The 22,957-nt window shown below is 54.0% G+C and carries 18 protein-coding genes, 1 tRNA gene and 1 pseudogene; 6 read left to right on the top strand and 14 right to left on the bottom strand.

Annotated elements, in window-relative coordinates:
* Window positions 1–6 precede the first annotated feature (6 nt).
* Entirely contained in the window at window positions 7–489 is a 483-nt protein-coding gene (locus DL239_RS14455) for a HugZ family pyridoxamine 5'-phosphate oxidase (protein ID WP_167684806.1), read from the top strand.
* On the opposite strand, the gene DL239_RS14450 is transcribed toward DL239_RS14455, so the two are convergent.
* The 3 genes from DL239_RS14450 to DL239_RS14440 form a co-directional block, all read right to left on the bottom strand.
* On the bottom strand, window positions 490–2,775 hold the full coding sequence (locus DL239_RS14450; protein WP_167684805.1) for a glycosyl hydrolase family 28-related protein: 2,286 nt from the start codon (window positions 2,773–2,775) through the stop codon (window positions 490–492).
* A gap of 219 nt (window positions 2,776–2,994) precedes the next feature.
* The gene (locus DL239_RS14445; RefSeq protein ID WP_167684804.1) at window positions 2,995–4,179 is read right to left on the bottom strand and encodes a hypothetical protein; all 1,185 of its coding nucleotides are present in this window, start codon (window positions 4,177–4,179) and stop codon (window positions 2,995–2,997) included.
* 239 nt (window positions 4,180–4,418) lie between these two features.
* Window positions 4,419–4,682 (bottom strand): hypothetical protein, encoded by a 264-nt coding sequence (locus DL239_RS14440; protein WP_167684803.1) that lies wholly within the window; start codon window positions 4,680–4,682, stop codon window positions 4,419–4,421.
* A 383-nt stretch (window positions 4,683–5,065) separates the two neighbouring features.
* On the opposite strand from DL239_RS14440, the gene DL239_RS14435 reads away from it, so the two are divergent.
* Both DL239_RS14435 and DL239_RS14430 read left to right on the top strand, forming a co-directional pair.
* The gene (locus DL239_RS14435) at window positions 5,066–6,094 is read left to right on the top strand and encodes a glycosyltransferase family 32 protein (protein WP_167684802.1); all 1,029 of its coding nucleotides are present in this window, start codon (window positions 5,066–5,068) and stop codon (window positions 6,092–6,094) included.
* A 37-nt stretch (window positions 6,095–6,131) separates the two neighbouring features.
* Complete coding sequence (locus tag DL239_RS14430; RefSeq protein ID WP_167684801.1) at window positions 6,132–8,513, top strand: glycosyltransferase family 2 protein; 2,382 nt, start codon at window positions 6,132–6,134, stop codon at window positions 8,511–8,513.
* Window positions 8,514–8,614: 101 nt separating this feature from the next.
* Here DL239_RS14430 and DL239_RS14425 read toward each other — a convergent pair.
* A tRNA-Leu gene (locus tag DL239_RS14425) sits at window positions 8,615–8,701 on the bottom strand.
* 157 nt (window positions 8,702–8,858) lie between these two features.
* On the opposite strand from DL239_RS14425, the gene DL239_RS14420 reads away from it, so the two are divergent.
* Together DL239_RS14420 and lipB are read left to right on the top strand one after the other, a co-directional pair.
* Window positions 8,859–9,524, top strand: a complete 666-nt coding sequence (locus DL239_RS14420) for a DsbA family oxidoreductase (RefSeq protein WP_167684800.1) — start codon at window positions 8,859–8,861, stop codon at window positions 9,522–9,524.
* A 3-nt stretch (window positions 9,525–9,527) separates the two neighbouring features.
* Entirely contained in the window at window positions 9,528–10,181 is a 654-nt protein-coding gene (gene lipB / locus DL239_RS14415; RefSeq protein WP_167684799.1) for a lipoyl(octanoyl) transferase LipB, read from the top strand.
* A 24-nt stretch (window positions 10,182–10,205) separates the two neighbouring features.
* On the opposite strand, the gene DL239_RS14410 is transcribed toward lipB, so the two are convergent.
* The 3 genes and pseudogenes from DL239_RS14410 to DL239_RS14400 form a co-directional block, all read right to left on the bottom strand.
* Window positions 10,206–10,421 carry an alpha/beta fold hydrolase gene (locus tag DL239_RS14410; RefSeq protein ID WP_167684798.1) on the bottom strand — a complete coding sequence of 72 codons (216 nt, stop codon included), beginning with the start codon at window positions 10,419–10,421 and terminating at the stop codon, window positions 10,206–10,208.
* Between the two features lie 245 nt (window positions 10,422–10,666).
* A pseudogene (locus DL239_RS14405) lies at window positions 10,667–11,413 on the bottom strand (IS5 family transposase).
* 127 nt (window positions 11,414–11,540) lie between these two features.
* Window positions 11,541–11,972, bottom strand: coding sequence for an HIT family protein (locus DL239_RS14400; RefSeq protein ID WP_167684797.1), 432 nt, complete (start codon window positions 11,970–11,972; stop codon window positions 11,541–11,543).
* A 299-nt stretch (window positions 11,973–12,271) separates the two neighbouring features.
* Here DL239_RS14400 and ctaD point away from each other — a divergent pair, with 299 nt between their 5' ends.
* Complete coding sequence (gene ctaD / locus DL239_RS14395; RefSeq protein ID WP_167684796.1) at window positions 12,272–13,945, top strand: cytochrome c oxidase subunit I; 1,674 nt, start codon at window positions 12,272–12,274, stop codon at window positions 13,943–13,945.
* Window positions 13,946–14,157: 212 nt separating this feature from the next.
* Here ctaD and DL239_RS14390 read toward each other — a convergent pair whose 3' ends face one another.
* The 7 genes from DL239_RS14390 to DL239_RS14360 form a co-directional block, all read right to left on the bottom strand.
* Window positions 14,158–15,822 carry a transcriptional regulator gene (locus DL239_RS14390; protein WP_167684795.1) on the bottom strand — a complete coding sequence of 555 codons (1,665 nt, stop codon included), beginning with the start codon at window positions 15,820–15,822 and terminating at the stop codon, window positions 14,158–14,160.
* Between the two features lie 363 nt (window positions 15,823–16,185).
* Window positions 16,186–17,346, bottom strand: a complete 1,161-nt coding sequence (locus DL239_RS14385) for an ABC transporter substrate-binding protein (RefSeq protein WP_167684794.1) — start codon at window positions 17,344–17,346, stop codon at window positions 16,186–16,188.
* Between the two features lie 46 nt (window positions 17,347–17,392).
* The gene (locus DL239_RS14380; protein ID WP_167684793.1) at window positions 17,393–19,279 is read right to left on the bottom strand and encodes an AMP-dependent synthetase/ligase; all 1,887 of its coding nucleotides are present in this window, start codon (window positions 19,277–19,279) and stop codon (window positions 17,393–17,395) included.
* Between the two features lie 12 nt (window positions 19,280–19,291).
* Window positions 19,292–20,065 (bottom strand): ABC transporter ATP-binding protein, encoded by a 774-nt coding sequence (locus DL239_RS14375; protein ID WP_167684792.1) that lies wholly within the window; start codon window positions 20,063–20,065, stop codon window positions 19,292–19,294.
* Window positions 20,065–20,832: an ABC transporter ATP-binding protein gene (locus tag DL239_RS14370; protein ID WP_167684791.1), complete on the bottom strand. Its 768-nt coding sequence runs from the start codon at window positions 20,830–20,832 to the stop codon at window positions 20,065–20,067. Before DL239_RS14370 ends, DL239_RS14375 begins: the two co-directional genes overlap by 1 nt.
* Window positions 20,829–21,914: a branched-chain amino acid ABC transporter permease gene (locus DL239_RS14365; RefSeq protein ID WP_167684790.1), complete on the bottom strand. Its 1,086-nt coding sequence runs from the start codon at window positions 21,912–21,914 to the stop codon at window positions 20,829–20,831. The genes DL239_RS14370 and DL239_RS14365 overlap by 4 nt, the downstream gene beginning before the upstream one ends.
* Before the next feature lie 2 nt (window positions 21,915–21,916).
* Entirely contained in the window at window positions 21,917–22,792 is an 876-nt protein-coding gene (locus DL239_RS14360) for a branched-chain amino acid ABC transporter permease (RefSeq protein ID WP_167684789.1), read from the bottom strand.
* Window positions 22,793–22,957 lie beyond the last annotated feature (165 nt).

The raw sequence follows: 22,957 nt of genomic DNA, 5'->3' as shown, positions 1-22,957 counted from the left end.
TCTGTAATGACCAACCCAATTCGCCCCACCGACGACGATGCCCGCGCGCTCGCGCAGGACCTGATGGCACAGGCGCGGTTTGCTGCTCTTGGGGTGGTTCTGAATACAGGCGCACCATTGGTGACACGGGTGGCTTTTGGTCTTGATCCCGCAGGTGCCCCCTTGAGTTTAGTGTCATCACTGTCGACGCACACAGGCGCAATGTTGGCAAACCCAAACTGTTCACTGCTGGTGGGTGAGCCCAGCGAAAAAGGTGATCCGCTGACACATCCGCGCCTTAGCCTGATTTGCCGCGCGTCTTTCCTGCGCCACGCCGATGACGGTTATAGCGCGCTGGCGGCGCATTACCTGCGCGACCACCCTAAGGCCAAGTTGTATATCGGCTTTACCGATTTTGCCTTTGTGCGGTTTGAGATTGTTGAGGCCCATCTGAATGGTGGCTTTGGCAAGGCGTTTCACCTGGGCCCGCAGGATCTGAACCAGAACTGATCATTTATCCATGCGCATGGTCAGCTGCACCTCACCTTTCACGGCTTCCTCCCAAACCAGATCAACCTGATCCTCGTTGCTGCCCTGTTCCAGATCGGCATAGGGCATTGCATAGCGTGATGATCCGCCACTGGTAGTGATTGCGCCCAGCGCGATGACGCTATCCACGCCGCGCGACCTGCCGCCAAAGGGCAGTGCATCACCGGGGTCAACGGTCCATGTCTTGGCGGCTGAGGATTGCTCGTGCCGGATCCGTAGCGGGTTGGACACCGCAGCTGATACGTTGTGGAAGGTGTTGCCCTCGAAGAACACGTTTTTCGTGCGACTGAAATCAAGCCCCGCGAAACTGGTATCGACCCGCTCGGCACGGTCGATATTGCCGTTGATGGAGCGGAACTTGTTGCCGCACACCGAGACTCCGTTCAGGTAGTGGCCGCTGCCGTGCGATTTGACCACAATATAGCTGAACCAAGGGGCCACGTCGCCGGACAGAAACACATTGTCCGAGATTGAAAACGAGCTGAAGGAAAACCCGGAGGTGAAATCTGGGGTAGCGTCTTGCTCGTTTGTCCATTCAATAAAGCAGTTGTCGATGTAGTTATCTGACACCGTGGTCGAGCAGTAGGTGCTGGCAAGGATCAGACCTGCCGTGCGAACGCCTCCAGCGACGGAGTCCCCCTGAAAGAAGTGATTGCCGGCGACCGTGTTGTTGCCCCCTGCAAGCAGAGCGAAATGGCGGAATTTGGTGACCCGGTTGTTACGCAGCTTAGCATCATTGGCGTTCACGTTCAGCGCTATCGATGTGCGGTCTGGGACATCCTCGGGTTCTTCGGAGGACAGGAATTGGCAATTGTCGACCAATATACCCTGACAGCCTGTGCCAATTGACGAAATACCACGGTCCTTGGGACGTGAGACGAAGCAGTTAGTCAGGCTGAACACCGACCCGGCTGGCGACAAGCGAATTGCGCTGCAATGGCTGTTGCACTGTAGTTCGACCTCAGTAATTCCAAATTTACTCAGCGCGCTGAAGCCGCTAAAATCAAACATGTATTTGAAGTCTTTGAAGGTGAATACCTGCGTGCCAGCCGCATCATAAAGCGGCGCATTCAGGGTTAGCTCACCAGCGCCAGTGTTCTTGGATTTCACATAGACCTCGCGCCCGACCCCAGAGCCCTCGACCAGAGCACCAACGGGGATGTTGGCAATGTCTGCCACTGATGACAGGGTACGAGAGTCATTTGGGTCGTATGTGGCCTGCGATGTCACCGTCACAGTATCCCACGCCGTGCCTGACTGTGCCTCGATCTGGCCATTGCGGATCACCCGGCGGGTGGCATAGCTGGTTTTGTTTGGGACTGCCGCCTGCATGTCGACTGGCCCAGTCAGACTGACCTTGCGCCCCCCCAGATCGAGTGATTCATGGTCTGCGTTATTGATCAGGGCTTGGAAAGCTTTTTTGAACCCGAGTTCCTCGTCTCCGAACGCCGCTGCATAGGTCGGGAAGTCGAAGCTCTTGGTCAAAAGCAGCATCTTGTCTGTAGGCATGGTAACGGTGCCTTCAAACACAACCTGATGGTTCAGTGAAACCGTATCATCCAAATAATACGAACCGGCAGGAACCAAAATACGACGCCCATCAGCGGCGTCATCTGCGGCCTCGAACGCTGGGGCGTTATTGGTTGATCCATCCCCGACGGCGCCAAAATCGGTCACATCTACCAAGCTGAGCATGTCGCGCAGGTAGGCGCTGGTGATATCGGTGATCTCAATATCATTGATCCGCACCACGCCGCCGGTGGCACCGGTCAGGTCCAAGCCCATGTGTCCATAGGTTGCGCTGGTGCCCCAGGGCATATCGACACCACCCCGCGCGCCGGTTCCGATGATCGCACTGATCTCTACCACCTCACCATAGCTGGTGAGAGTGGTGCTAGGACCGGTTTCAACAACGCCACCAATATGGCTATTACCAAAGCCGCCAGCCCAAGCGGCAATGCGCACACTTGGCAGCGCGCCGCTAACGGCTTTGACCCGAGCCTTGACCTGTAGGTAACACCCCGGAAGCAGTGGCGTTTGCCCTATATAGCGCAGTTTTTGGGTAGCGTCGGTCTTTTGCAGTTCGAGACAGCCGCCAAAGTCAGCATCCGCGGGCACCAAGGCAGCGCTCACCGCGCCATCATATGTATCGGACCCCGGCACACCATCGCCACTGGACCAAACATCAAGACCGCCCGAGAATACGGGTGGCATCAATGCTAAGCCTTCGGTGATTACTTTGTTCATGAAAAACCCTTTCCTGCGGCGCATATGCGTTTGGGAGAGAGGGCTTAATGTAGCACTGTTAATTCAGCCCAAGCAGAGCGTACGCTGACTGCGCAACACCCCAAGAAAATTAAGCAGAGTGCCGCAAGTCAGATTAAGCGTGTGCTGCGCCAGCCAAGTCTGTAATGCCCCCTTGCAGATGGTTCAAACAACCCAATCTGCAAGAGAGGCATGGTCGTCTTAACCGAGCTCGGAGCTCAGCGCGCTAAGGCCCTTTTCGATGCCTTCAGCGGCTTGGACAAGGTTTTGCCCGCCAGTGGCGATGGTCGAAACGCCTGCAGTTAAACCAAGGCTGCCAATCCAAATTGCCCACTTGGCCCATGTCGGATCCTTATGGCGCAGCGCATCCACCGCCTTTTGCGTGTTATCTCGGAATTTCTCGGCTGGCTTTAGCTTGGCGTCAAAACCTTCGATGTCCTTGATAAGCTGCGCCGTGGCCTTGCGCGTTTTCTCCATCGACTCAAATAGGCCGTCAATTTTCTTGCTCTTGTACTTGCGGTCCTTGACCATCTTGCCAAGCTTTTTGTCGATTTCCTTATCAAGCTTGCTCTGCTGGTCGAGCATTTTGTTCAGCTCTTTACCCAGCTTAGCTGCTTCCAAATCGACATTTTTGAGCTTGGCCTTGTAAGTCTCAAGATGCTTGTCGACCCGGTTAAAGCCCGAGGTCTCGACCATAAGGAAATCTGCGAGGAATTCCTTGCCGATCTCCTTGGCCTTCACCTTGGCCTTGGACTGTTTTGTATAGGCGTCAACAAGCTCTTTGGTCGCTTTTTCCAAGTTCTTATGGATCTTCTCTAGGTCCGACGTAACCTTTTGAATTGCTCTGGCAACCGAAACAACGCTTTGCGCGATGCCGTAGATGCTGGCCGCGATAGACACGCCGCCGGTCACTGCGCCTGCGGCTAGTGAAGCAGTGCTGCCGATCGCGCAGGCACTACCAATCACGATCGTGCTTACGACTTTAAGACGGTACTTTTTACGGTCCTTGTTTGCCTGTTTCCACTTGTTGAAATGGCTGTTGGCAACGGCTTCGATAGACTTTTGATACTTGGCAAATAGCTTGTTGATATCGGCATCAAACTCTTTGCACTCTTTGTCGGTCAGCGGCAGGATCGAACCGAGATTATCGGCGGTCTGTACGCGCAGGCTGACCTCGCCCAGAAGTTTTTTGTACTCTTTTGTCGCGTCATCATAAAGCTTTGCAACAAATCTGGCGTCGGTGTCGAGTTCCTTGGCTACGCTTTTGTCTACTTCGCAGCTTGCCACAAAGGTCATTTTACCCAGTTCGACAAATTTTGGTTTTACTGCCTTGACGACCTCATTTTTGACGTCTGCCTTAATAATCGTAAGTATTTCTTTGCCCACTTGAAGTCTTCCTCTCTGCTCATCCCCAAGCAGTAACTTATTTTGGCAAAGCTTGTCTTGTTATAATTCGTTGCACCGCACTGGCCGCCTGCGCAGCCGCATTAAGCGAGCGTATCATCGAGATTACAGCGTTCGTTGAAACGGAACCGCCCCCAGAACCGGCCTTGGTTTTGCAGGGCAGAGAATTGTTCCTGATTTTCGATGTGGACTATAAGTTTGCCAGCTACGCCCAGAAGGTTTCATTGAGCCAACAGATGCCGTGGTCGAAGCAAAGCAAAGGCAAACGAGGTCGGGGCAAAGGTGTCGAAAAGATCAATGCGCCCCTTACCAGGGCGGCGGACTACTTGGTCTCTCCAATGTTCAGCCCCCATGCCTATAGCCTGTGCCACCGTGCTGGTAAGATCGGCCTCGACTTCCAGAGGGGTTTCTGTGGTGCCATTTGATGCGTCAGTCAGCGGATTTTCGGTCAGTGAAGGGAGGATATTGGAGGGATCTTCGAGCACGGTCCTGCCTGAAAGTGCCAGACGCTCAATGAGTTGACGATAATATGGCGGCAATTACTGCAGCCAACATAAAAGAGATATCCAACCACGCAATTTCAGGTGGGGCAGCGTCAACTCTACCTTGGCGAGTACCCGTTTAGGTGTCGGCAAGACCGAACACTTACGCCATTAGGTCAGTCAGGATAGATTCCCCACCAAAGACATTGGAAAACACATTCCCCGGACGAATTATTTGGCAACGACCCTCGACGTTAGAACCCGTTCACGACAAAGTGGGCAAAAGAACACCAAGAATGAGCAGACAGCGTGATGGTTAGAAGTAGACAACAGGCTATGGCTTGCAATCGCATGAACCGGTTTAACGCCGGAGGAGTGGCACAATAATGGTTACGCTTCCTGAAGTCGCAACATTATGGATTGGCGGACAACTTTCTTGGCTGGAGCAATTGTGCCTGAAATCCTTTGCCGATGCCGGTCACAGGATCACGCTCTACAGCTACAGCCCCATCGATAACATTCCACCTGGCGTAATCGCGGGGAATGCCGAGGACATATATCCGGGAACCCCAATGCTGCGTCATGTCCGTACCGGCAGTCCAGCTATTAACGCCGATATGTGGCGGCTGCACCTGCTGGCCAAAACCGATGCGATCTGGGTCGATGCAGACATGTATTGCTACCGCCCCTTTGACTGTGACAAGCCGCATGTTTTTGGATGGGAAAAGCCAGGGCAGGTGTGCAACGCGGTACTTGGATTGCCGCGAAACTCCCCTGCCCTGTTAGGCTTGCTGGACTTCTTCAAGGACGAATACGCCATTGCCCCCTGGCTGAAACCTGCACAACGCAAAGAACTGCGGCGCGAGCAGGACGCAGGCGCGCCGGTGCACATGACGGCACAGAACTGGGGCTTTACCGGACCTGCTTCGGTGACGCATTTTCTAATGCAGACCGGTGAAATCGAACATGCGGAGCCGGTCGAAGCCTTCTATCCTGTTGGTTTTCCTGACCGTAACAAAATGATCCTCTCGCGTCATAACGACTGGGTCGACGCGCACATCACTCCGCAAACCCGAGGGGTGCATTTCTGGGCGCGGCGGATGAAGCCAAGGCTGGAAGAGAGAGAAAACAACTCTCCTCGACGCGGAAGTTTTATGGACACCCTGCTGAAAAAGCATGGCATTGACCCAACCACCGCGCTGATCCCAGTGAAGAGAAAGCCACAGGACGACAAGTTAAACATACCAGATTTTCAGGCTATGATCGGGCTGGAGGCCTTGAAGAGTGACATCAGCATCGACAAATTGTGCCGCGAACATCTGGTCGAAAAGCAGTTCGTAAAACGCTGCCGTGACACTATCGCTGAGCGGTCCGTGACCCTGTTCGCCTCACCTGACAGCCCCGAGAACCACTAATATTCGAAGCTTTGGCTATGTGTACTGAGACCTAACTATGATCGAACTGTCGACGACACTTTCGGGGAAAACCGAAGTGGTGCACATGACGTTGAAACCTGCACGGCACGACAATGTCGCTGCGCTGGCTGCGTTGGGGGACGGGATCGGTGGGGTCCGTGTATATTTCAACCACTCTGCCCAAGCCGGTAAGCTGAAAATTGAAAATTCCGGGTTCACTGCGAACAAAGTGATCCCGTTGCACGGCACTGCGGGGCTATCTGTCTACGGTTCGGTTACTGATACAACGGCCAACGCATTGAGCCTGAGCTATGACGGCGTGCCTTTAACAGTGCCGCTCTTTTCATCGCGCAGCGATCTTTTCACCGGGCAGGATTGCCTGCTCAGCACCCTGAACCAGGCGTTATCCATACCTGCTGATGAAGGTGACGCGGCAGCCAATCCATTGGCCGATCCTGCGTATATTTGCACCTGGTTGGCCCATCACGCCCTATATCATGGCGCGACGGCCGCGCTTTTTCTGAACAGACTGGGCCCGAATGGTCAGGGCAGTGATTTTTTCGCACGGTTTTCTGATGTGTTGAAACAGTCCCCCACTAAGATGCAGCGGATCGTTGTGTTGGACCTGCCGGGACCAACTGGGCGCATTGGTGAAGGTGATGAACGACATCTGATATATGCCCCTGATGCGCCGGGGAAAGGCCGGATGGAACCGCCAGTACCGGACCCTTGGCGAGCACGGTTTAGTGATGAAATTCTGTTGGAATTAGCACGCGATGCATTGTTTACACGGGCCTCCGGGATTGCGTACCTGGATTTGTCGGACTGGCTTGCTCCGCCAGAGCCCGGAGACTGCACTGTTTATGATGCAGCGCGCGCTGCCCGTCCCGATCCGCTTATAACACTCACTGGGCAGCGCGCCTTTGCGTGGAAGTTGCCCAATAGTGGCGAACCCAGCCCGGGTGATCACATCTGTACCCCCTTTGATCTGAAGGCGTCTTTTTCGCGTTGGGTATTTTGCCCTGTTCAAAGGCGCAATATTCCGCACGTATGGCGCCCCCACCGGATCATCGGATTAGAAGCGCAGGCCGCGCCTGACAAGCAGCTTTGGCGTTTCTCCGGTATGCGCCACCCGAATGCTGCCCCGGCGCAGATCGCCCCCAAAAGCAGTTTACGTGAAAACACGGAACTACTCGATTTTTCACGCAACACATTGGGTTATAATCCGTTCCGAGTGCCCGAACCAGAAATCGACCCGAAACTAGTTTCCGTCCCTGCTGCTGAACGCGGTAATAAAGTTGTGCTGGTAACTGCAATGAAGAACGAAGGGCCATTCCTGTTGGAGTGGATCGCTTATCACCGGGTCATCGGGGTAACCGACATTATTGTCTTTACCAACGATTGCACTGATGGCACCGACAGCTTTCTCGACCTGTTGGCGAAACGGGGGATCGTGGAACACTACCCCAATCCGTTTCGAGAGATGAACCTAAAGCCACAGCACGCCGGGTTTCGCGCCGCTGAACAGATGGAGACTGTTAAAAACGCCGACTGGCTAATGACCATGGACGTGGATGAATTCATCAACGTTCATGTGGGTGACGGGCATCTGCAAGATTTGTTTGCGGCTGTTGGGCAGGCAAACATGATTTCCTGCACGTGGCGGCTGTTCGGGAATTCCGATCTGGAAACTTACGAAGACGATTTCCTGTTGCGCCAGTTTACCCGCTGCGCAGCCAAAAGCGCGTCTCGGCCACATCAGGCTTGGGGATTCAAAACGCTTTACCAGAACAACGGTATTTTCAAGAAACTTGGGGTTCATCGCCCCAAGGGGTTGGATGGGGCTGCGGCGGGGTATCTGAACTGGGTCAACGGTTCCGGGCAGGAAATGCCAAAGAAGGAATTTCGCTCAGGCTGGCGCTCTAACAAGGACACTGTCGGCTATGACCTGGTGAGCTTGAACCACTACGCTGTGCGTTCTACCCAAAGTTTCTTGGTGAAGCGCGATCGAGGTCGGGTCAACCATGTGGACCGCGATCAGGGTGGCGCATATTGGTTTCGGATGAACCACAACACCACCGAGGACAGATCAATTCAGAGAATGATCCCGACGTTGGCAGCGGAATGGGACCGATTGATGGCCGATCCAGAAATTGCGGCAGCCCATGCCCATTCGGTTGCCTGCCACCGCTCAAAAATCAAAGAGCTGTTAGCGCAGCCAGAGCCGCAAGCGTTTTACATCACGCTGAACTCTTCTCGCTACCAGAGCCTGTCCCGGCTTTTGCCAGCGTTTGGTTCAAATGTATTTTTGGCCGGACCGGAATCGGTGCCGAACGAAATTGTCGAGCGGTTCACAGAGGGTACCTCGCCGGACCATTTCTTTCTTACCGTAGAGAAACCGGAAGAAACTGAGCACTGACGCGTGTCCTAGTTAGACCAGTGCGTGAAGTCAGAATGAAATTGGTTGTCCGAATTATCGACGTTCAGAAAGAGACTACCTTTAGCGCTGATGCGCTAGTTTGGTGCGGTCGAGAAGACTCGAACTTCCACGGGTGTTACCCCACAGCGACCTCAACGCTGCGCGTCTACCAATTCCGCCACGACCGCACTGTCTAGGCTTGGTAAAGCGCGATATAGACGAGGGCCGGGAACTTGTGAAGAGCAAAAACGCCGCCTTTTTCATTCTGGTTGATCCGCGCCCAAAATCCCTTATGTCTCAGACAACTTTGCGGTGCCCCGCCCTGATGTCAGAGGATGAATTGTCATGACCAACACTGCCCCGTCGCGCGTTGTCCAAGTCGACATCATTTCGGATGTTGTTTGCCCCTGGTGTGTTGTTGGCTTTCGCCAATTGTCAGATGCCTTGAAACAGACCGGCATGAAGGCGGCACTGCGTTGGCATCCCTTTGAGCTGAACCCGGATATGGCGGCCAAGGGGGAAATCCTGCGCGAGCATCTGATGGCGAAATATGGGATTAGCAAGGAGCAATCCGTAGACGCTCGCCTACGGTTGACGAATCTGGGTGCCTCGCTGGGGTTTGCGTTTAACTTCACTGATGAGATGCGGATGGTGAATACATTCCAAGCACATCAGCTGTTGGACTGGGCATTCGAGAAGGGCCTGCAAACGCAGCTAAAGCAGATCCTGTTTGTGGAGTATTTCAGCAAAGGCAAAGATGTGTCGGACCCCGAGGTTCTGATTGCGGCAACGAATGAGGCCGGGTTGGATGCAGATGAGGCGCGAGAGGTGCTGAACAGCGAGCGCTTTGCGGGTGAAGTGCGCAAAAAGCAGGCCTTTTGGCAGAAACAAGGTGTAACGGGTGTGCCTGCGATGATTTTCGACAAGCAATATCTGATCAGCGGTGCGCAAGGCGCGGCGCAATATGCCGAGATCCTGCAAAAAGTGGCCAATGGCAAGGTTGAGGTCTGAGACATGGTTGAATGGATCACCAGTGACGGGCTGACCGACTATGACGCGGCAGTGGAGTTCATGGAGGCCCGCGCCGCCGCGATTGCCGCCGGAGAGGCGGAAGAATGCATCTGGATGGTCGAACACCCGCCCTTATACACAGCTGGGACATCGGCCAAGCGCGAGGACCTGACCGATCCGGATCGGTTCCCGGTTTATGAGAGCAAACGTGGCGGCCAGTATACTTATCACGGGCCGGGCCAGCGGGTGATCTATGTCATGCTGGATGTGGGCAAACGTGGGCATGACGTGCGTAAGTTTGTGAAACAGCTGGAACAATGGGTGATCCTGACATTGGATCAGTTCAATGTCACCGGCCATATTCGCGAAGGCCGGGTCGGGGTCTGGGTAGAGCGGGATGACAAACCGCTGATGGCCACCGGAGCCAAGACCGAAGACAAGATTGCTGCAATCGGTATCCGGTTACGGAAATGGATCAGTTTTCACGGTATATCGATCAACCTAGATCCCGATCTAAGCCACTTTGACGGCATTGTACCCTGCGGAATTACGGAACATGGGGTGACCAGCCTGATTGATTTAGGCCTGCCCGTCCGCATGAATGATGTTGACGTCGCCTTGCGAAGCAGCTTTGAGCAGGTTTTCAACTCACCCTAAGGATACTTGAGAAGTCTGCCCAGCTTACTTGCCTGCCAGCTCCTCAAGCGCAGCAAGCACAAGTTCAGGCCGAGAATAGAGCAGCGTCGATCCGTCATCCCGACAAAGTCGCACTTGCACATTTCTACGCCCCGCCATTGCGCGTTGCAGCTGTTCGACCGAGGTCACCTGATCAGCATCGCCATGCAAATAAATAACTGGTTTTGAAGGCCCATCGACATGGCGACGCCAATCATTCACGAGCCAATGCAGATCAGCCTTTAATCCTGCACCGTCCTGAATCCTGCACCGTCATGGCACATCGTTAGATCGTGGCTTGCCTGTAGCAATGCGGCCAGTTGTGGATCAGCGTCCTGTTCGACGCTTATTTGAGCAGCTTGCGACTTTCGTCGCAAGATGGAAGCGGGCCCATTCTTACTAACGGAACATGAGGCTTTGTTGCGCAAACCGCATGAGGGCCAAACTTCCCCTTACCCCGGATAGACTTATCCTACAGGTTTTGTGACAGGTGTACCAATTGCCGTGTAGCGGTTGAGCACAGCGATGCGAATTTGGATCTCCGCAACCTGCCTTTCGAAGTCCCTAGCCATGAGCGATTGACCGAGCAGTTTCACACAATGCATCTTTGTTTCGACGCGGCGTCGGCGGTGGAAACGAGTCACTTTCCGCCACAGTGCTCTGCCCAGATATTTTGACGCGCACAGCTTCGTTTTTAGCGATTGCTCCTGCGCTCGTCGTAACCTCGATGGCCCGAACCACCAGTGTTTCTTGGTCGATACCGATGTGTATCTTGCGCCAGATACGCCGTCTCGAACCACCGTGCTTTCGTGCGTTCCATTCACCTTCTCTCCCGGTTTGATGCCGATGCTTTCGATAACCAGGTTCAGCGGGCCCTTGGAGCCGCGATACGGCAGGCTCACCTTCAGTGTCCTCTGGTGTCGGCTTAAGCTGTTGAAATCCGGCACTGCCCAGTCCAACCCGACCAACCTCAGAAAGCTCTCAACAAAGCCTGTCGTCAGCCGAAGCGGCATGCCGAACTAGACCTTCAGTGTCAGGCAGGCCTGGATTGCGGTGCCAGTGAATTGCTGACGTCGACCGCGTTTGCCGTTCGGCGGCGAAACCCAGACCATCTCGGGATCAATCCAGATTGCTAGCGATCAACGACGCTTCAATGCAGTGTTGTAAGTCGACCAGTTCGTGGTCTTGTACTTTGTAGGGACCCAATTACTCATGCCTCAAGCTTTCATGCTGGAATCACGCGACAATCCTCTCAACCAATTTGTGCAGCAGGACCGGCTCAGCCTATAATGGTATTAACCGTCGGCACGACACTATCAAAAGGGTGAAAGTTAGATCATTTCACACATTAATCTGAAGATCGGAAATCGCGGCTCTAATTTTCATGGCGTTTTGCTGAATTTTTGCCTGATCACCCATATTCCCCGGCGCCCAAAGGCGATCCCCTTCGTGACGAGCAAGTACATGAAAATGCAGGTGAAAAACTTCTTGCCCGCCTGCGGCCTCATTGAACTGCTGCAGAGTGATACCATCCGCTTCAAAGGCAACCATCATCGCACGTGACAATATCTGAACTGTCTTCATGACGGCGGCAACCTGCTCAGGTGACGCGTCGAGCATATTCCGACAGGGGGTCTTGGGAATAACCAGCACATGCCCTTCGGCGCGCGGCATGATATCCATAAACGCCAGAGTATCGTCATCTTCATAGACACGCGTTGATGGGATTTCACCGCGCAAGATTTTACCGAAGATATTGTCGGGGTCATACATCTGATCATTCCTTGTGGTCGCGGGCCCAAATTCGGCGCCTAGTTGAAACCCAGTACCATACTCTTCTGCCTTGCATACTGCTTCAAAGCTACAGGGGGGCGGGAAAAACACATTTTTGCGTACCCAATGGTGCATTGATGGGCATTTTCAAGCTCCATGAAGGGGGGGCGCGTCAATTTTTCTTGATCTATATCAAACTCCGCCATTGAAGGCACAGCCCACCCACTCTAAAAACCTTCTGAATCAAGGTGCCCGGAGTCCGCTCTCGGAGCCTTTCGCCATATAACAGGAGGCACCAAATGGCAGACGCAGCCATTCATGGTAACGATCATGCTGACGAGCGGGGATTTTTCACCCGCTGGTTCATGAGCACAAACCATAAAGATATCGGCATTCTTTACCTGATCGTTTCGGCTCTCGTCGGTCTGATCTCTGTCGCATTCACCGTTTACATGCGGCTTGAGCTAATGGAACCCGGCGTTCAGTACATGTGCATGGAAGGCGCACGTATGTTCGCTGACTCGGCCATGGAGTGTACTCCGAACGGCCACCTTTGGAACGTGTTGATCACATATCACGGCGTTCTGATGATGTTCTTTGTGGTTATTCCTGCACTGTTTGGTGGGTTCGGTAACTACTTTATGCCGCTGCAAATTGGCGCGCCAGACATGGCATTCCCACGCCTGAACAACCTCAGCTTCTGGCTCTATGTAGGCGGTACCGCACTGGGTGTTGCTTCGATCCTTAGCCCTGGTGGCAACGATCAGCTTGGTTCTGGTGTTGGCTGGGTTCTGTACCCACCGCTGTCCACCAACGAAGGTGGCATGTCGATGGATCTGGCGATCTTCGCGGTCCACGTATCGGGTGCATCGTCGATCCTAGGTGCGATCAACATGATCACCACCTTCCTGAACATGCGTGCCCCGGGCATGACCCTGTTCAAGGTTCCACTGTTCAGCTGGTCGATCTTTGTCACCGCTTGGTTGATCCTGCTGTCGCTGCCTGTTCTGGCTGGCGCGATCACCATGCTGCTGATGGACCGTAACTTTGGTTTCACCTTCTTCGACGCTGCCGGTGGCGGTGATCCGATCCTGTATCAGCACATCCTGTGGTTCTTTGGTCACCCCGAAGTGTACATCGTGATTCTGCCAGGCTTTGGTATCATCTCTCACGTCATCGCAACCTTCTCGCGCAAGCCAGTGTTTGGCTACCTGCCAATGGTTTGGGCGATCATCGCAATTGGTGTTCTGGGCTTTGTTGTTTGGGCACACCACATGTACACCGTTGGTATGTCGCTAAACCAACAGGCCTACTTTATGCTGGCGACCATGGTCATTGCGGTCCCGACTGGTGTTAAAGTGTTCTCTTGGATTGCCACCATGTGGGGCGGATCGATCGAGTTCAAAGCACCTATGATGTTCGCCTTTGGCTTCCTGTTCCTGTTCACCGTTGGCGGTGTAACCGGTGTAGTTCTGTCGCAGGCCGCAGTAGACCGTGCCTACCACGACACATACTACGTTGTTGCGCACTTCCACTACGTGATGTCACTAGGCGCTGTATTCGCGATTTTTGCTGGAGTTTACTACTACTTCGGCAAGATGACTGGCCGCCAGTACAACGAGACGTTTGCACATATTCACTTCTGGATGTTCTTCATCGGTGCCAACGTAACCTTCTTCCCACAGCACTTCTTGGGTCGCCAGGGCATGCCACGTCGCTATATCGACTACCCTGAGGCATTCGCCACTTGGAACTATGTCTCGTCGATCGGTGCGTTCATCTCGTTTGCTTCGTTCATCCTGTTCTTTGGTATCGTAATTCACGCCCTGTTGCGTGGTGCTCGGATCACTCAGAACAACTACTGGAATGAATATGCTGACACACTGGAGTGGACCCTGCCGTCACCTCCACCAGAGCACACCTTTGAGATCCTGCCAAAGCAGGAAGACTGGGATAAAGCGCCAGCGCACTAAGGCGCCGCTTCTAAAAATTAAAAGGCCTCGGAGCAAATGCTCCGGGGCCTTTTTACTGGGCGCCGGGTTCCCGATCTAGTGAACTGAACGATGCCGTTTTGGTATTTGGCAAGCCCAAACAGTGAATTTAGTGCTCACAGTTCAGCCATATTTGTCACTGAGATGATTGGGATCTGGTAGGGTTTGCACCCCACCAGTAGAAGACACACTACTTATTCCGGAACGCCCGCTGCTCGCAATGCACGGGTCCAGCCTCGACCACTCGATGAAATCGCGGCAGGATGCTCGTTAAGATACCGGCTTAGGGTAAAGTCCGGCGATACCTCTAGCAGGTCACGCACCACCTCTCGGGCCTCCTCTCCACGACCGGAAAGTTCCAGTGCTATGGCCTTGGTCCGCAATGTGGACGGGTAGTCACGGTTTTCCATCAGGGACCGGTCTGCCAAGGCCAACGCGCGGGCAAAGTGGCCGGCGGAAAGCTGTGCCGTCGCCGAAACTGAATCGAAATAATAGCGCTGTGGTCCAAGAGGTGTCAGCCGTCGTGCCGCATCGGTGAATTCCACGGCTTCGTCCGGGTCATTCTGAAACGCACGCATAGCGCCCATCAACAGCAAGGCCAAAGCTTCGTTCGGGTTATCCTCTAGCGCTAAATCGTATGACTTTTGCGCCAGATCAAATCGAAACAAAAGGTGGCTTGAGATCATTCCCTTCAGCGTGTGGGCCAAGGAGAATGCTGGATCGACGTTCAAGGCGCTGGCGGCCAGATGGGTTGCCAGCTGAGTATCCAGCTGTCGATCATTCGACAATCCCTTTTGGACGCGCATCACATGCCAGAACCCCATCCAGGTCAGTGCCAATGGGTGACCTGGCTCTCGTTGAAGCAACACGCCCAACAGATCTTGGGCCGCGTTGAACTGGTCGGGGCGCATATCCTGTATCAGGGAGATCGCGGCCATCAGCAAAGTATGGCTGTCCAGATTTGCCAAGGGCTTGAATTTCACCTGACGAACAGATTCCCCTATAGCGGTTTGCCCAATCTGTTGCGACACTGCCTGCAGAGCATCACAATCACCCGCCATAAGATCAGCCAATGAACCATTGTATTCACGCGACCAAAGAACCCGTTCACGACGGGCATCTTGGAAATCAACCTTGAGACGGAATTCCTGCCCTTTCACATAGACGACCCCTGACACCAAATAGGTTACACCAGCGATCGAGGCGACTTCGGTTGGGCTAACCGACATAGGATCAAACTGGCGCGAAGCGAGGTAAGAGGTTACCGAAAACGCCTGACTACGAGACAGATGCCGAACCAATTCTTCTGACAACATCGACCCCAATGGCGTGGTGCCTTTACTGGGTGCGCGGTAGACAAAGGGGAGCACAGCGATCCGGGGCAGCAACTCGTCCAGAACGGCTCGGTTATAATCCCTGCCCCCGCCGACTTCTGCGCGACGACGCGGAATGTCATAGTTGCCGCCTTCGCGCTCTTGGATCAGCCATTCACGAAACAATGCCTCATGGGGAAGTTCAAAGCCTTCCATGAATTCACCGCTACCCTGATTGCCTAGAATTTCAACGCGATCCAGATCCAGCACGACACGCTCACGATTGGCCGTCAGCAGCTGCGATGCCTCTTTTCCAAGATGGCGGCGCAGGGTGCTGAGAGCCGTTCGCAGGCTCGCCTTTGCCTGCTCAGGTTGAGCCAAATTCCACAGAGTGTTTTCCAAAAAAGCGCGGGTTCGGATACCCCCATCGGCTTTTGACAGCAGCCCTAGCAAGGCCTGATGTTTCGCACCTAGGGGGATATTCTTCCCGTCACAGACAAAAACCCCAAAGGCCCCAAAATGATTAATTTTCAGTAACTTAGTCATAAACAAACTCCCCAAACAACGGGATACACGGAAAACTTCAGCAAAAAGTGCTGCTCTTTATAAGTAAATAAGAAACTCGTTAAAAAATCAATACTGGAAATACACCAAATAGGCACCAGCGGCTCACCTTTAGCGGGAACACCGCTTTCAATTCAACGCTTTACCGGAAAGATATAAAGTTGAAAGGACACTCTTAAGTTGTAATTCAAACTTAGTGTTGCGAGAAATGGCACCATATCAAACTACTTCTTCGGCTTTCTCACGTCGTATTTTACGAAAGACCTAAAGAACGCAGGTCATGGTGAAGCTAGCGCAAAAGGCAGGACCTAAGGCCCGGCCTAATATTTTTCATGCCCTCGACCGTTATTGGCGGCTTAGCTCTTTCCACTTGCCGTTTTCAACCACCGAAATGACAACTACATCAGTGCCGCGATGATCATCTGCCGCATAGGTAACTTGAGTATCCGTTAGCGCATCAAAATAACTCAGGCTCTCCATGCCTTTAAGAAAGGCATCTTGAGTCAGGTCCGGGCCGGCTGCTTCTAGTGCCCTGACAAGAGTATCAGCGGCCGTATAACCAAGCATGGCAAATCCACTTGCCGGTTTGTCAAATTCAGCCGTGTAGTCGGCCATGAATTTGGCAGGCACCTCATCCCCTGCGCGCGCGTTCAAATCTACCCAACCAGCAGCAGCATACAGCCCCTCGGTTACGCCCCCCGGAACCGCAGCAACGACACCTAAGAAGCCTGCCGAGGTGTTCATGAACTTTACGTCCGTCCAGCCTATTTTCTTTGCGGTCCCGGCAACGGTGATGCCCTGCCGCACCCCTAACGCCAAGGTGACAACATCACAGCCTGCTGCCTTTAACTTGGTCAGTGAACCTACAAAATCCAACTCATCCGGCTTGTGGGTTGTTTCTGCCGCAAAGCTCAACCCCAATGAGGCGCTGATATCTTTGGTGCTGTCGGAAATCTCTTTGCCGAAATCCGATGGGATATACATGGAACAGACTTCCTGCGCTTCAAACTTAGCTGCCAGATACCGAACCCCAGCCTGCACCTGATCCCAATAACTGGAAAATCCGGTAAACTTATTGGTGGCTGGTTCTTGCAGCATCTGCACCGAGGCAGAAAGAGGACTGACATTCGGGATCCCTTTGGGGTCCAGCAGCTTGAAGCCAGCCGTGTTCATCGGTGTGCCCAGCGACAGCAGCATGGCAAAGACCTTGTCGCGGTTAAGCAGCTTGTTATAGCCCTGCATCGCACGAGGGATCTGATAGCCGTTGTCTTCGACCACAAAGCGGATTTGGCGACCATGTACGCCACCTGCAGCGTTAGCTTCGGCAAAACGAAGGTTAGCGCCATTGACGGCTGGTACACCGACAGCCGCGAAAACGCCGCTTAGGTCGTTGACCGAGCCAATCACCACTTCGGTATCGCTGACCCCTTGGGTGTCTGCCTGAACAGCAAAGCCTGCCCCAACGGCAAATGCCGCTGCCATCAGTACGGATGTCACTTTAGTCATTCAAAGTACTCCCTATGGTATTCTCGTTATATGTACGTTCCCATTCTCAATACATCTGATCAATCAGTGCCTTGTGCTTTTGCTCCACCAGATTACGCTTTAGCTTCATGGTGGCGGTCAACTCGTCGTCCTCGGCCGTCAGCAATACGTTGATTAGGCGGAACTGTTTGATTTGTTCAACACGGGCGAACTCACCATTCACCACCTCGACTTCGTCCGCGATCAGAGCCACCACCTGTTCAGCAGCGCAGAGCGAGGCAAAGTCGCTGAAGGGTATCTTACGATCCTGTGCAAATTTTTCCACGTTTTCCTGATCAATCATAATCAGACAGGTCAGATACTTGCGCTGATCCCCGATCACGACTGCGTCGGCGATATAGTGGCTGAACTTCAACCGGCTTTCGACTTCAGCTGGAGTAATGTTCTTACCACCTGCGGTGATGATAATGTCCTTGATCCGGCCAGTGATGGTTAGAAAACCATCTGCATCCAATTTCCCGACATCGCCGGTGCGCAACCAGCCATCATCAGTGAATGTCTCTGCCGTTTTTTCGGCGTTGCGCCAATATCCCTGAAAATTGCTGGTACCCAGCGTCTGAATTTCTCCGTTGTCCGCAATCCGAACTGTGACACCCGGAACAGGCTGTCCAACTGAACCCGCCCGGTTGGATACGAGGGTATTAGACGCCGACAGCCCCGCGTTTTCGGTCATGCCATAGCCTTCTAGCAGGGGCACACCGATCGACCAGTACCATTTCAACAACTCTGGTGAGATTGGTGCAGCTCCTGTTCCACCTCGCCGTATTCTGTCCATTCCCAGCATTCGCCGCAGATTTCGAAGCACCAAGAAATCCCACAACACATAGCGCGCGTGCACGGCGTTGGGGACCACTGCCCCCTGCAACAAATAATCTGCGCGCGCGGCTCCGGCCTTTACCGCTTGAGTAAATGCCCAGCGCCCGACAGGTGTGGCGTCTTGGGCCATTACCAGCACTTTGGAATAGATTTTTTCCCAGACACGCGGCACCGCAAAGAAGGTCGTGGGCGACACCTCGGCCGCATTGTCAAAAACCGTTTCCAGACTTTCGGCGAAATTCACCGTGCTGTGTGCTGCAAGCGAGAGATAGACTGAGAAGTTGCGTTCCACGATATGACAAAGGGGCAAGAAACATAACTGCTCGTCACTCGGCAAAGTCTCAAGAGACCGGGCACTGGATTCCATGGTGGCCAGTACATTTTCATGTGACAACATAGCCCCCTTAGGCCTGCCTGTGGTCCCCGAGGTATAGATCAGCAAAGCTATGTCATCCGGTTTGGACTTCAGAATTTCGTCTTCAAAGCAGTCCCGATTTTCAACCTCATACTGCCGCCCGATCTCATAAAGGTCATCAAGAAACAGGCATCTGTCATGGTCCAGATCGTACAGCCCTTCACGCTCCAGTATTATGACTTTTTCCAACTCGGATACTTGGTCCTGGATCTCTAGGAACTTATCCAGTTGCTCGTCATCCTCGACGATCAAGAACCGACTGCCGCTGTCATTCAGAAGGTAAGCCAGTTGTGCCGCTGAATCAGTGGTATAAACCCCCGAAGCAATTCCGCCGACGCCCTGTATTCCCATATCCGCGTAAAGCCATTCTTTGCGGTCTTCGCTTAGGATCGACACCACCTCTCCACGGTGTAATCCCAGTGCACGCAAGCCCAGCCCTAACCACTTCGCATGCGCCCAGTACTCAGCCCAGGAATAGGACTTCCAGATGCCCCTATCCTTTTCCCGGTGCGCTACCCGCGGCCCGAGTTCAGCGCAGCGCGCGGCAAACAGTTTGACGATGGTGTCGCAGCCATCCACCCGCACCGGACGCAATCCGGGCGTGGCATTATAAGAGACGCCATTCAACGTGACCTGCGGGTGTTCAACCGTTTGCATATTCATCGCCTCCGCCCCCTATCGCCAGGTCTTTTTACGTTTCCAGCGTCGTTCGCCTCGTTGGCCTGTCTCTTGGTGGCCCAGATAGAATGCCTTGATGTCTTCGCTTTGCATCAGTCGGTCAGCGGTGCCATCCATTACGATGCGCCCGATTTCCATCACGTAGCCAACGTCGGCCAGATCCAGTGCAATGCGGGCGTTCTGCTCTACCAGCATCATCGTGACCTGCCGTTCGTCATTCAACCGACGCAGGATGGCAAAGATCTCTTGTACCAATATCGGTGACAGCCCCAGCGAGGGCTCATCCAGCAACATGATCTCGGGCCGCAGCATCAACCCACGGCCGATTGCCAGCATCTGCTGTTGCCCACCGGACAGGGTGCCTGCCTCTTGACTGCGCCGTTCGGCCAAAATGGGGAAGTAATCAAACACCATCTCACGGTCGCGCTGAACTCCGGCCCGGTCACTGCGGGTGTAGGCGCCCAGTGTCAGGTTTTCATCCACCGTCAGTAGCGGGAACACCTCGCGCCCTTCCGGCACATGCACGATACCGCGTTGAACAATCTTATGCGGTTCCTGCCCCTGGACTTCGTCGCCCTTAAACAACACCTGCCCCTTTTCCGGGTCCATGATACCGGAAATGGTTCTTAGCAAGGTCGACTTTCCAGCTCCATTCGCACCAAGGACAGTGACGATCTGGCCCTTCTCAACCTTCAAGGAAACACCGCGAATAGCCATGATTGGACCATAATAACTCTCTAGATTCTTGATTTCTAGCAGCGGCTCACCCATTACACCGCACCTGCGCCCAGATAGGCCTCGATCACGGCGGGGTCTGCCTGCACCTGCGCCGGAGTGCCCTCGGCCAGTTTGGCCCCATCCGCCAAAGCCAGCACCCGATCACTAACACTGGAGACTAGTCCCATGTCGTGTTCCACCATCAACACAGTGATGCCCATCTGTTTGCGGATGTCGTCGATCCACCAGCGCATGTCTTGGGTTTCTTCGACAGATAGACCCGAGGCCGGTTCGTCCAGCAGCAACAGGCTTGGGCCTGATGCCAGTGCCCGGCCCAGCTCCACCACTTTGCGCACCCCGTAAGGCAAGCCAGCAATCATTTTGTCGCGGTATGGCTGAAGATCCAGAAAGTCGATTATTTCCTCTACAGCTTCGCGATGCGCCAGTTCCTCTCGTCGTACACGAGGGGCAAAGAACAGCTCCTCGACCATTGAGGTCTTACGATGCCGGTGGCGCCCTACCAGCAGATTTTGCAGCACAGTGGCATGGTCGAACAGTTCAATATTCTGAAACGTGCGCGCGATGCCTAGGTCCGCCACCTGATCTGCCGAGCGGTCCAGCAGGTTCTGCCCGTCAAAACTGATGCTGCCTGAAAACGGTTGGTAGAACCGCGAAATCAGGTTGAAGACAGTCGACTTGCCTGCCCCATTTGGCCCGACGATGGCGTAAATCTCACCCTCCTCGACCGACAGGCTCAGATCGTCCACAGCGACCACACCGCCAAATTTCAATGTCGCGTCCTTGATCTTCAGCAGGCTCATCGCAGACGCTCCGTTTTCAGATAGCTTTTCTGGCGGCGGAACATGTCCTTGCGCGCAAAGGGGAACAATTCGAACCAGGTGCGGATTTTTAGCCAGCGGCCATAAATGCCCATTGGTTCGAACAGAATGAACAGGATCAGGATCATTCCGAACACACCCGTTTCCAGCCCGGGAATGGCGACGCCTCCACCTAGAACCGCACCTTTAAGGATCGACAACACCTGCGGCAGGAACGCCACCACCACCGCACCAAAGAACGCGCCGTGGATCGACCCCAGACCACCAATCACAATCATCATCAGCAAGGTGATCGAAATCACCAACGAGAAAGTCTCGTTATTGAACGCGCCTGCGTAATAGCCCATCAGCGCCCCTGCCCAGCCGGTGATCATGCAGGACAGGCCAAAGGCCTTGGTCTTGGTGCGCGCGATATGAACGCCCATCGCAGTGGCGGAAACCTCGCTGTCGCGCACTGCTGCAAAAGCCCGACCCAAGGGGGACCGAAGTAAGTTACGATAGAATAGCGTGCAGAGGATCGTCACTAGCAACACTAGGTAATAGAACCGCGTCGGCATCGACCAACGTTCAATCTCTAACCCGAAGATTGTGATCATATCCGGGAACTTTCCGCTGACCCCGCCGGTCCAGGGATCCAACAGCACGATGATGTCATCCGCCAAGATCGACAGGGCAATTGTCGCAATTGCCAGATAAATTCCGTGCAGCCGCAGCGCAGGAATTGCGATGATTGCACCCACCATGCCAGTGATCACGCCAGCTAGCGGGAAGGCCAAAATAAAAGACAAGCCCGCCTCAATCAGGATGGTGTTGGTGTAACAACCTATTGCCAGAAAGGCAGCGTGACCCAGACTGACCTGACCCGCCTGCCCTGTCAGAAGCATCAACCCCAACCCAGCAATGGCCCAGATCAGCACATTGGTGACTTCACCCAGATAGAACTCACCAATCAACAGCGGCAGCGCAAAGGCCATTACCAACAGTGTTGTATATACGCCCAGCGTCCAGCGATCTGGGAACAGGCGGATATCATCATTGTATGAGGTTTTGAACTGGATGCGCACTGTCAGACCTTCTTGATCCGAACCTGGCTGAACAGCCCATTCGGGCGCACCACCAGTACAATCAATAGTAGGGCGTAAGGGGCGATTTGAGAATAACCGGCAGCAAAGTAACGTGAGGCGAAGGGTTCAATCACCCCAACGATCAGTCCACCAGCCAAGGCCCCGGGGAGCGACCCAAAGCCGCCTATCACCGCCGCTGCAAAGGCTTTGATCCCCAACAGTCCAACATTTGGGTCTATCGCGCCCTTTGAGGCAAACAAAATACCCGCCACCGCCGCAGTTGCGCCGGACAGCCCCCATATCAACCCCTGAACCCGTTTTACTGGAATGCCCATGTAATAGGCTGCCATCTGGTTCTGGCTGGCAGCCTGCATTGCCAAGCCCAGCTTAGTGCGCTGAAAGAACTGGTACAGGAACAGCGTCATCAACACCGTCACTATGATCACCGCCACATCCGCCATGCCCAGCACTACGCTCCCCAGGTGAACGTCTCCAAATGCCAGAGGGCTTTCCAATGTCTGCGGCTCATGTCCCCAGATCACCCCAGCCACAAAACGGATCACAAAGCCCAGCGCAATGGTCAGGATGACAACCGCTGTCTGGCTTTGACCAAACAGATGGCGCAACACAAAGTAATCGAGCAGGTAGCCCAACACCGCCATGATCAGAATTGCCAGCGGGGCCGCCAGCCAAAATGGCAGGTGCATGTATTCAGCATTGGTTAGGCCCAGCGTCACAAAGGCGCCCAGCATCATAAAGTCACCCTGAGCGAAGTTCACCGCCTCGGTCGCTTTGTAAATCAGCACAAACCCAAGCGCGATCAGGCCGTAAACACAGCCGTTCGCAAGCCCGCTAACCAGCAGCTGCAAAACTTCCAAACTGTCCTCCCCCGCTCTGATGAGCGTTGTGTTGTCCGGACATTACCGGACCAGTCGCGAGTTAATCGCTTGGGTCGGGTCTCTCCCAAAAGCACCGCCCGGAACGCTTCAATATCAAATTAGCGAGTCAATTTTTTAGCTGTCAACAGAAACGGACAGACAGGA

Origin of the sequence: Parasedimentitalea denitrificans, from assembly GCF_011813015.1 — a bacterium.
GTDB lineage: Bacteria > Pseudomonadota > Alphaproteobacteria > Rhodobacterales > Rhodobacteraceae > Parasedimentitalea > Parasedimentitalea denitrificans.
This window is presented reverse-complemented; position numbering and strand designations above follow the sequence as displayed.

Coding starts and splice junctions, on each gene's coding strand:
- DL239_RS14455 (WP_167684806.1), top strand. CDS start 7: ATGACCAACCCAATTCGCCCCACCGACGACGATGCCCGCGCGCTCGCG.
- DL239_RS14450 (WP_167684805.1), bottom strand. CDS start 2,775: ATGAACAAAGTAATCACCGAAGGCTTAGCATTGATGCCACCCGTATTC.
- DL239_RS14435 (WP_167684802.1), top strand. CDS start 5,066: ATGGTTACGCTTCCTGAAGTCGCAACATTATGGATTGGCGGACAACTT.
- DL239_RS14430 (WP_167684801.1), top strand. CDS start 6,132: ATGATCGAACTGTCGACGACACTTTCGGGGAAAACCGAAGTGGTGCAC.
- DL239_RS14420 (WP_167684800.1), top strand. CDS start 8,859: ATGACCAACACTGCCCCGTCGCGCGTTGTCCAAGTCGACATCATTTCG.
- lipB (WP_167684799.1), top strand. CDS start 9,528: ATGGTTGAATGGATCACCAGTGACGGGCTGACCGACTATGACGCGGCA.
- DL239_RS14400 (WP_167684797.1), bottom strand. CDS start 11,972: ATGTATGACCCCGACAATATCTTCGGTAAAATCTTGCGCGGTGAAATC.
- ctaD (WP_167684796.1), top strand. CDS start 12,272: ATGGCAGACGCAGCCATTCATGGTAACGATCATGCTGACGAGCGGGGA.
- DL239_RS14390 (WP_167684795.1), bottom strand. CDS start 15,822: ATGACTAAGTTACTGAAAATTAATCATTTTGGGGCCTTTGGGGTTTTT.
- DL239_RS14385 (WP_167684794.1), bottom strand. CDS start 17,346: ATGACTAAAGTGACATCCGTACTGATGGCAGCGGCATTTGCCGTTGGG.
- DL239_RS14380 (WP_167684793.1), bottom strand. CDS start 19,279: ATGAATATGCAAACGGTTGAACACCCGCAGGTCACGTTGAATGGCGTC.
- DL239_RS14375 (WP_167684792.1), bottom strand. CDS start 20,065: ATGGGTGAGCCGCTGCTAGAAATCAAGAATCTAGAGAGTTATTATGGT.
- DL239_RS14370 (WP_167684791.1), bottom strand. CDS start 20,832: ATGAGCCTGCTGAAGATCAAGGACGCGACATTGAAATTTGGCGGTGTG.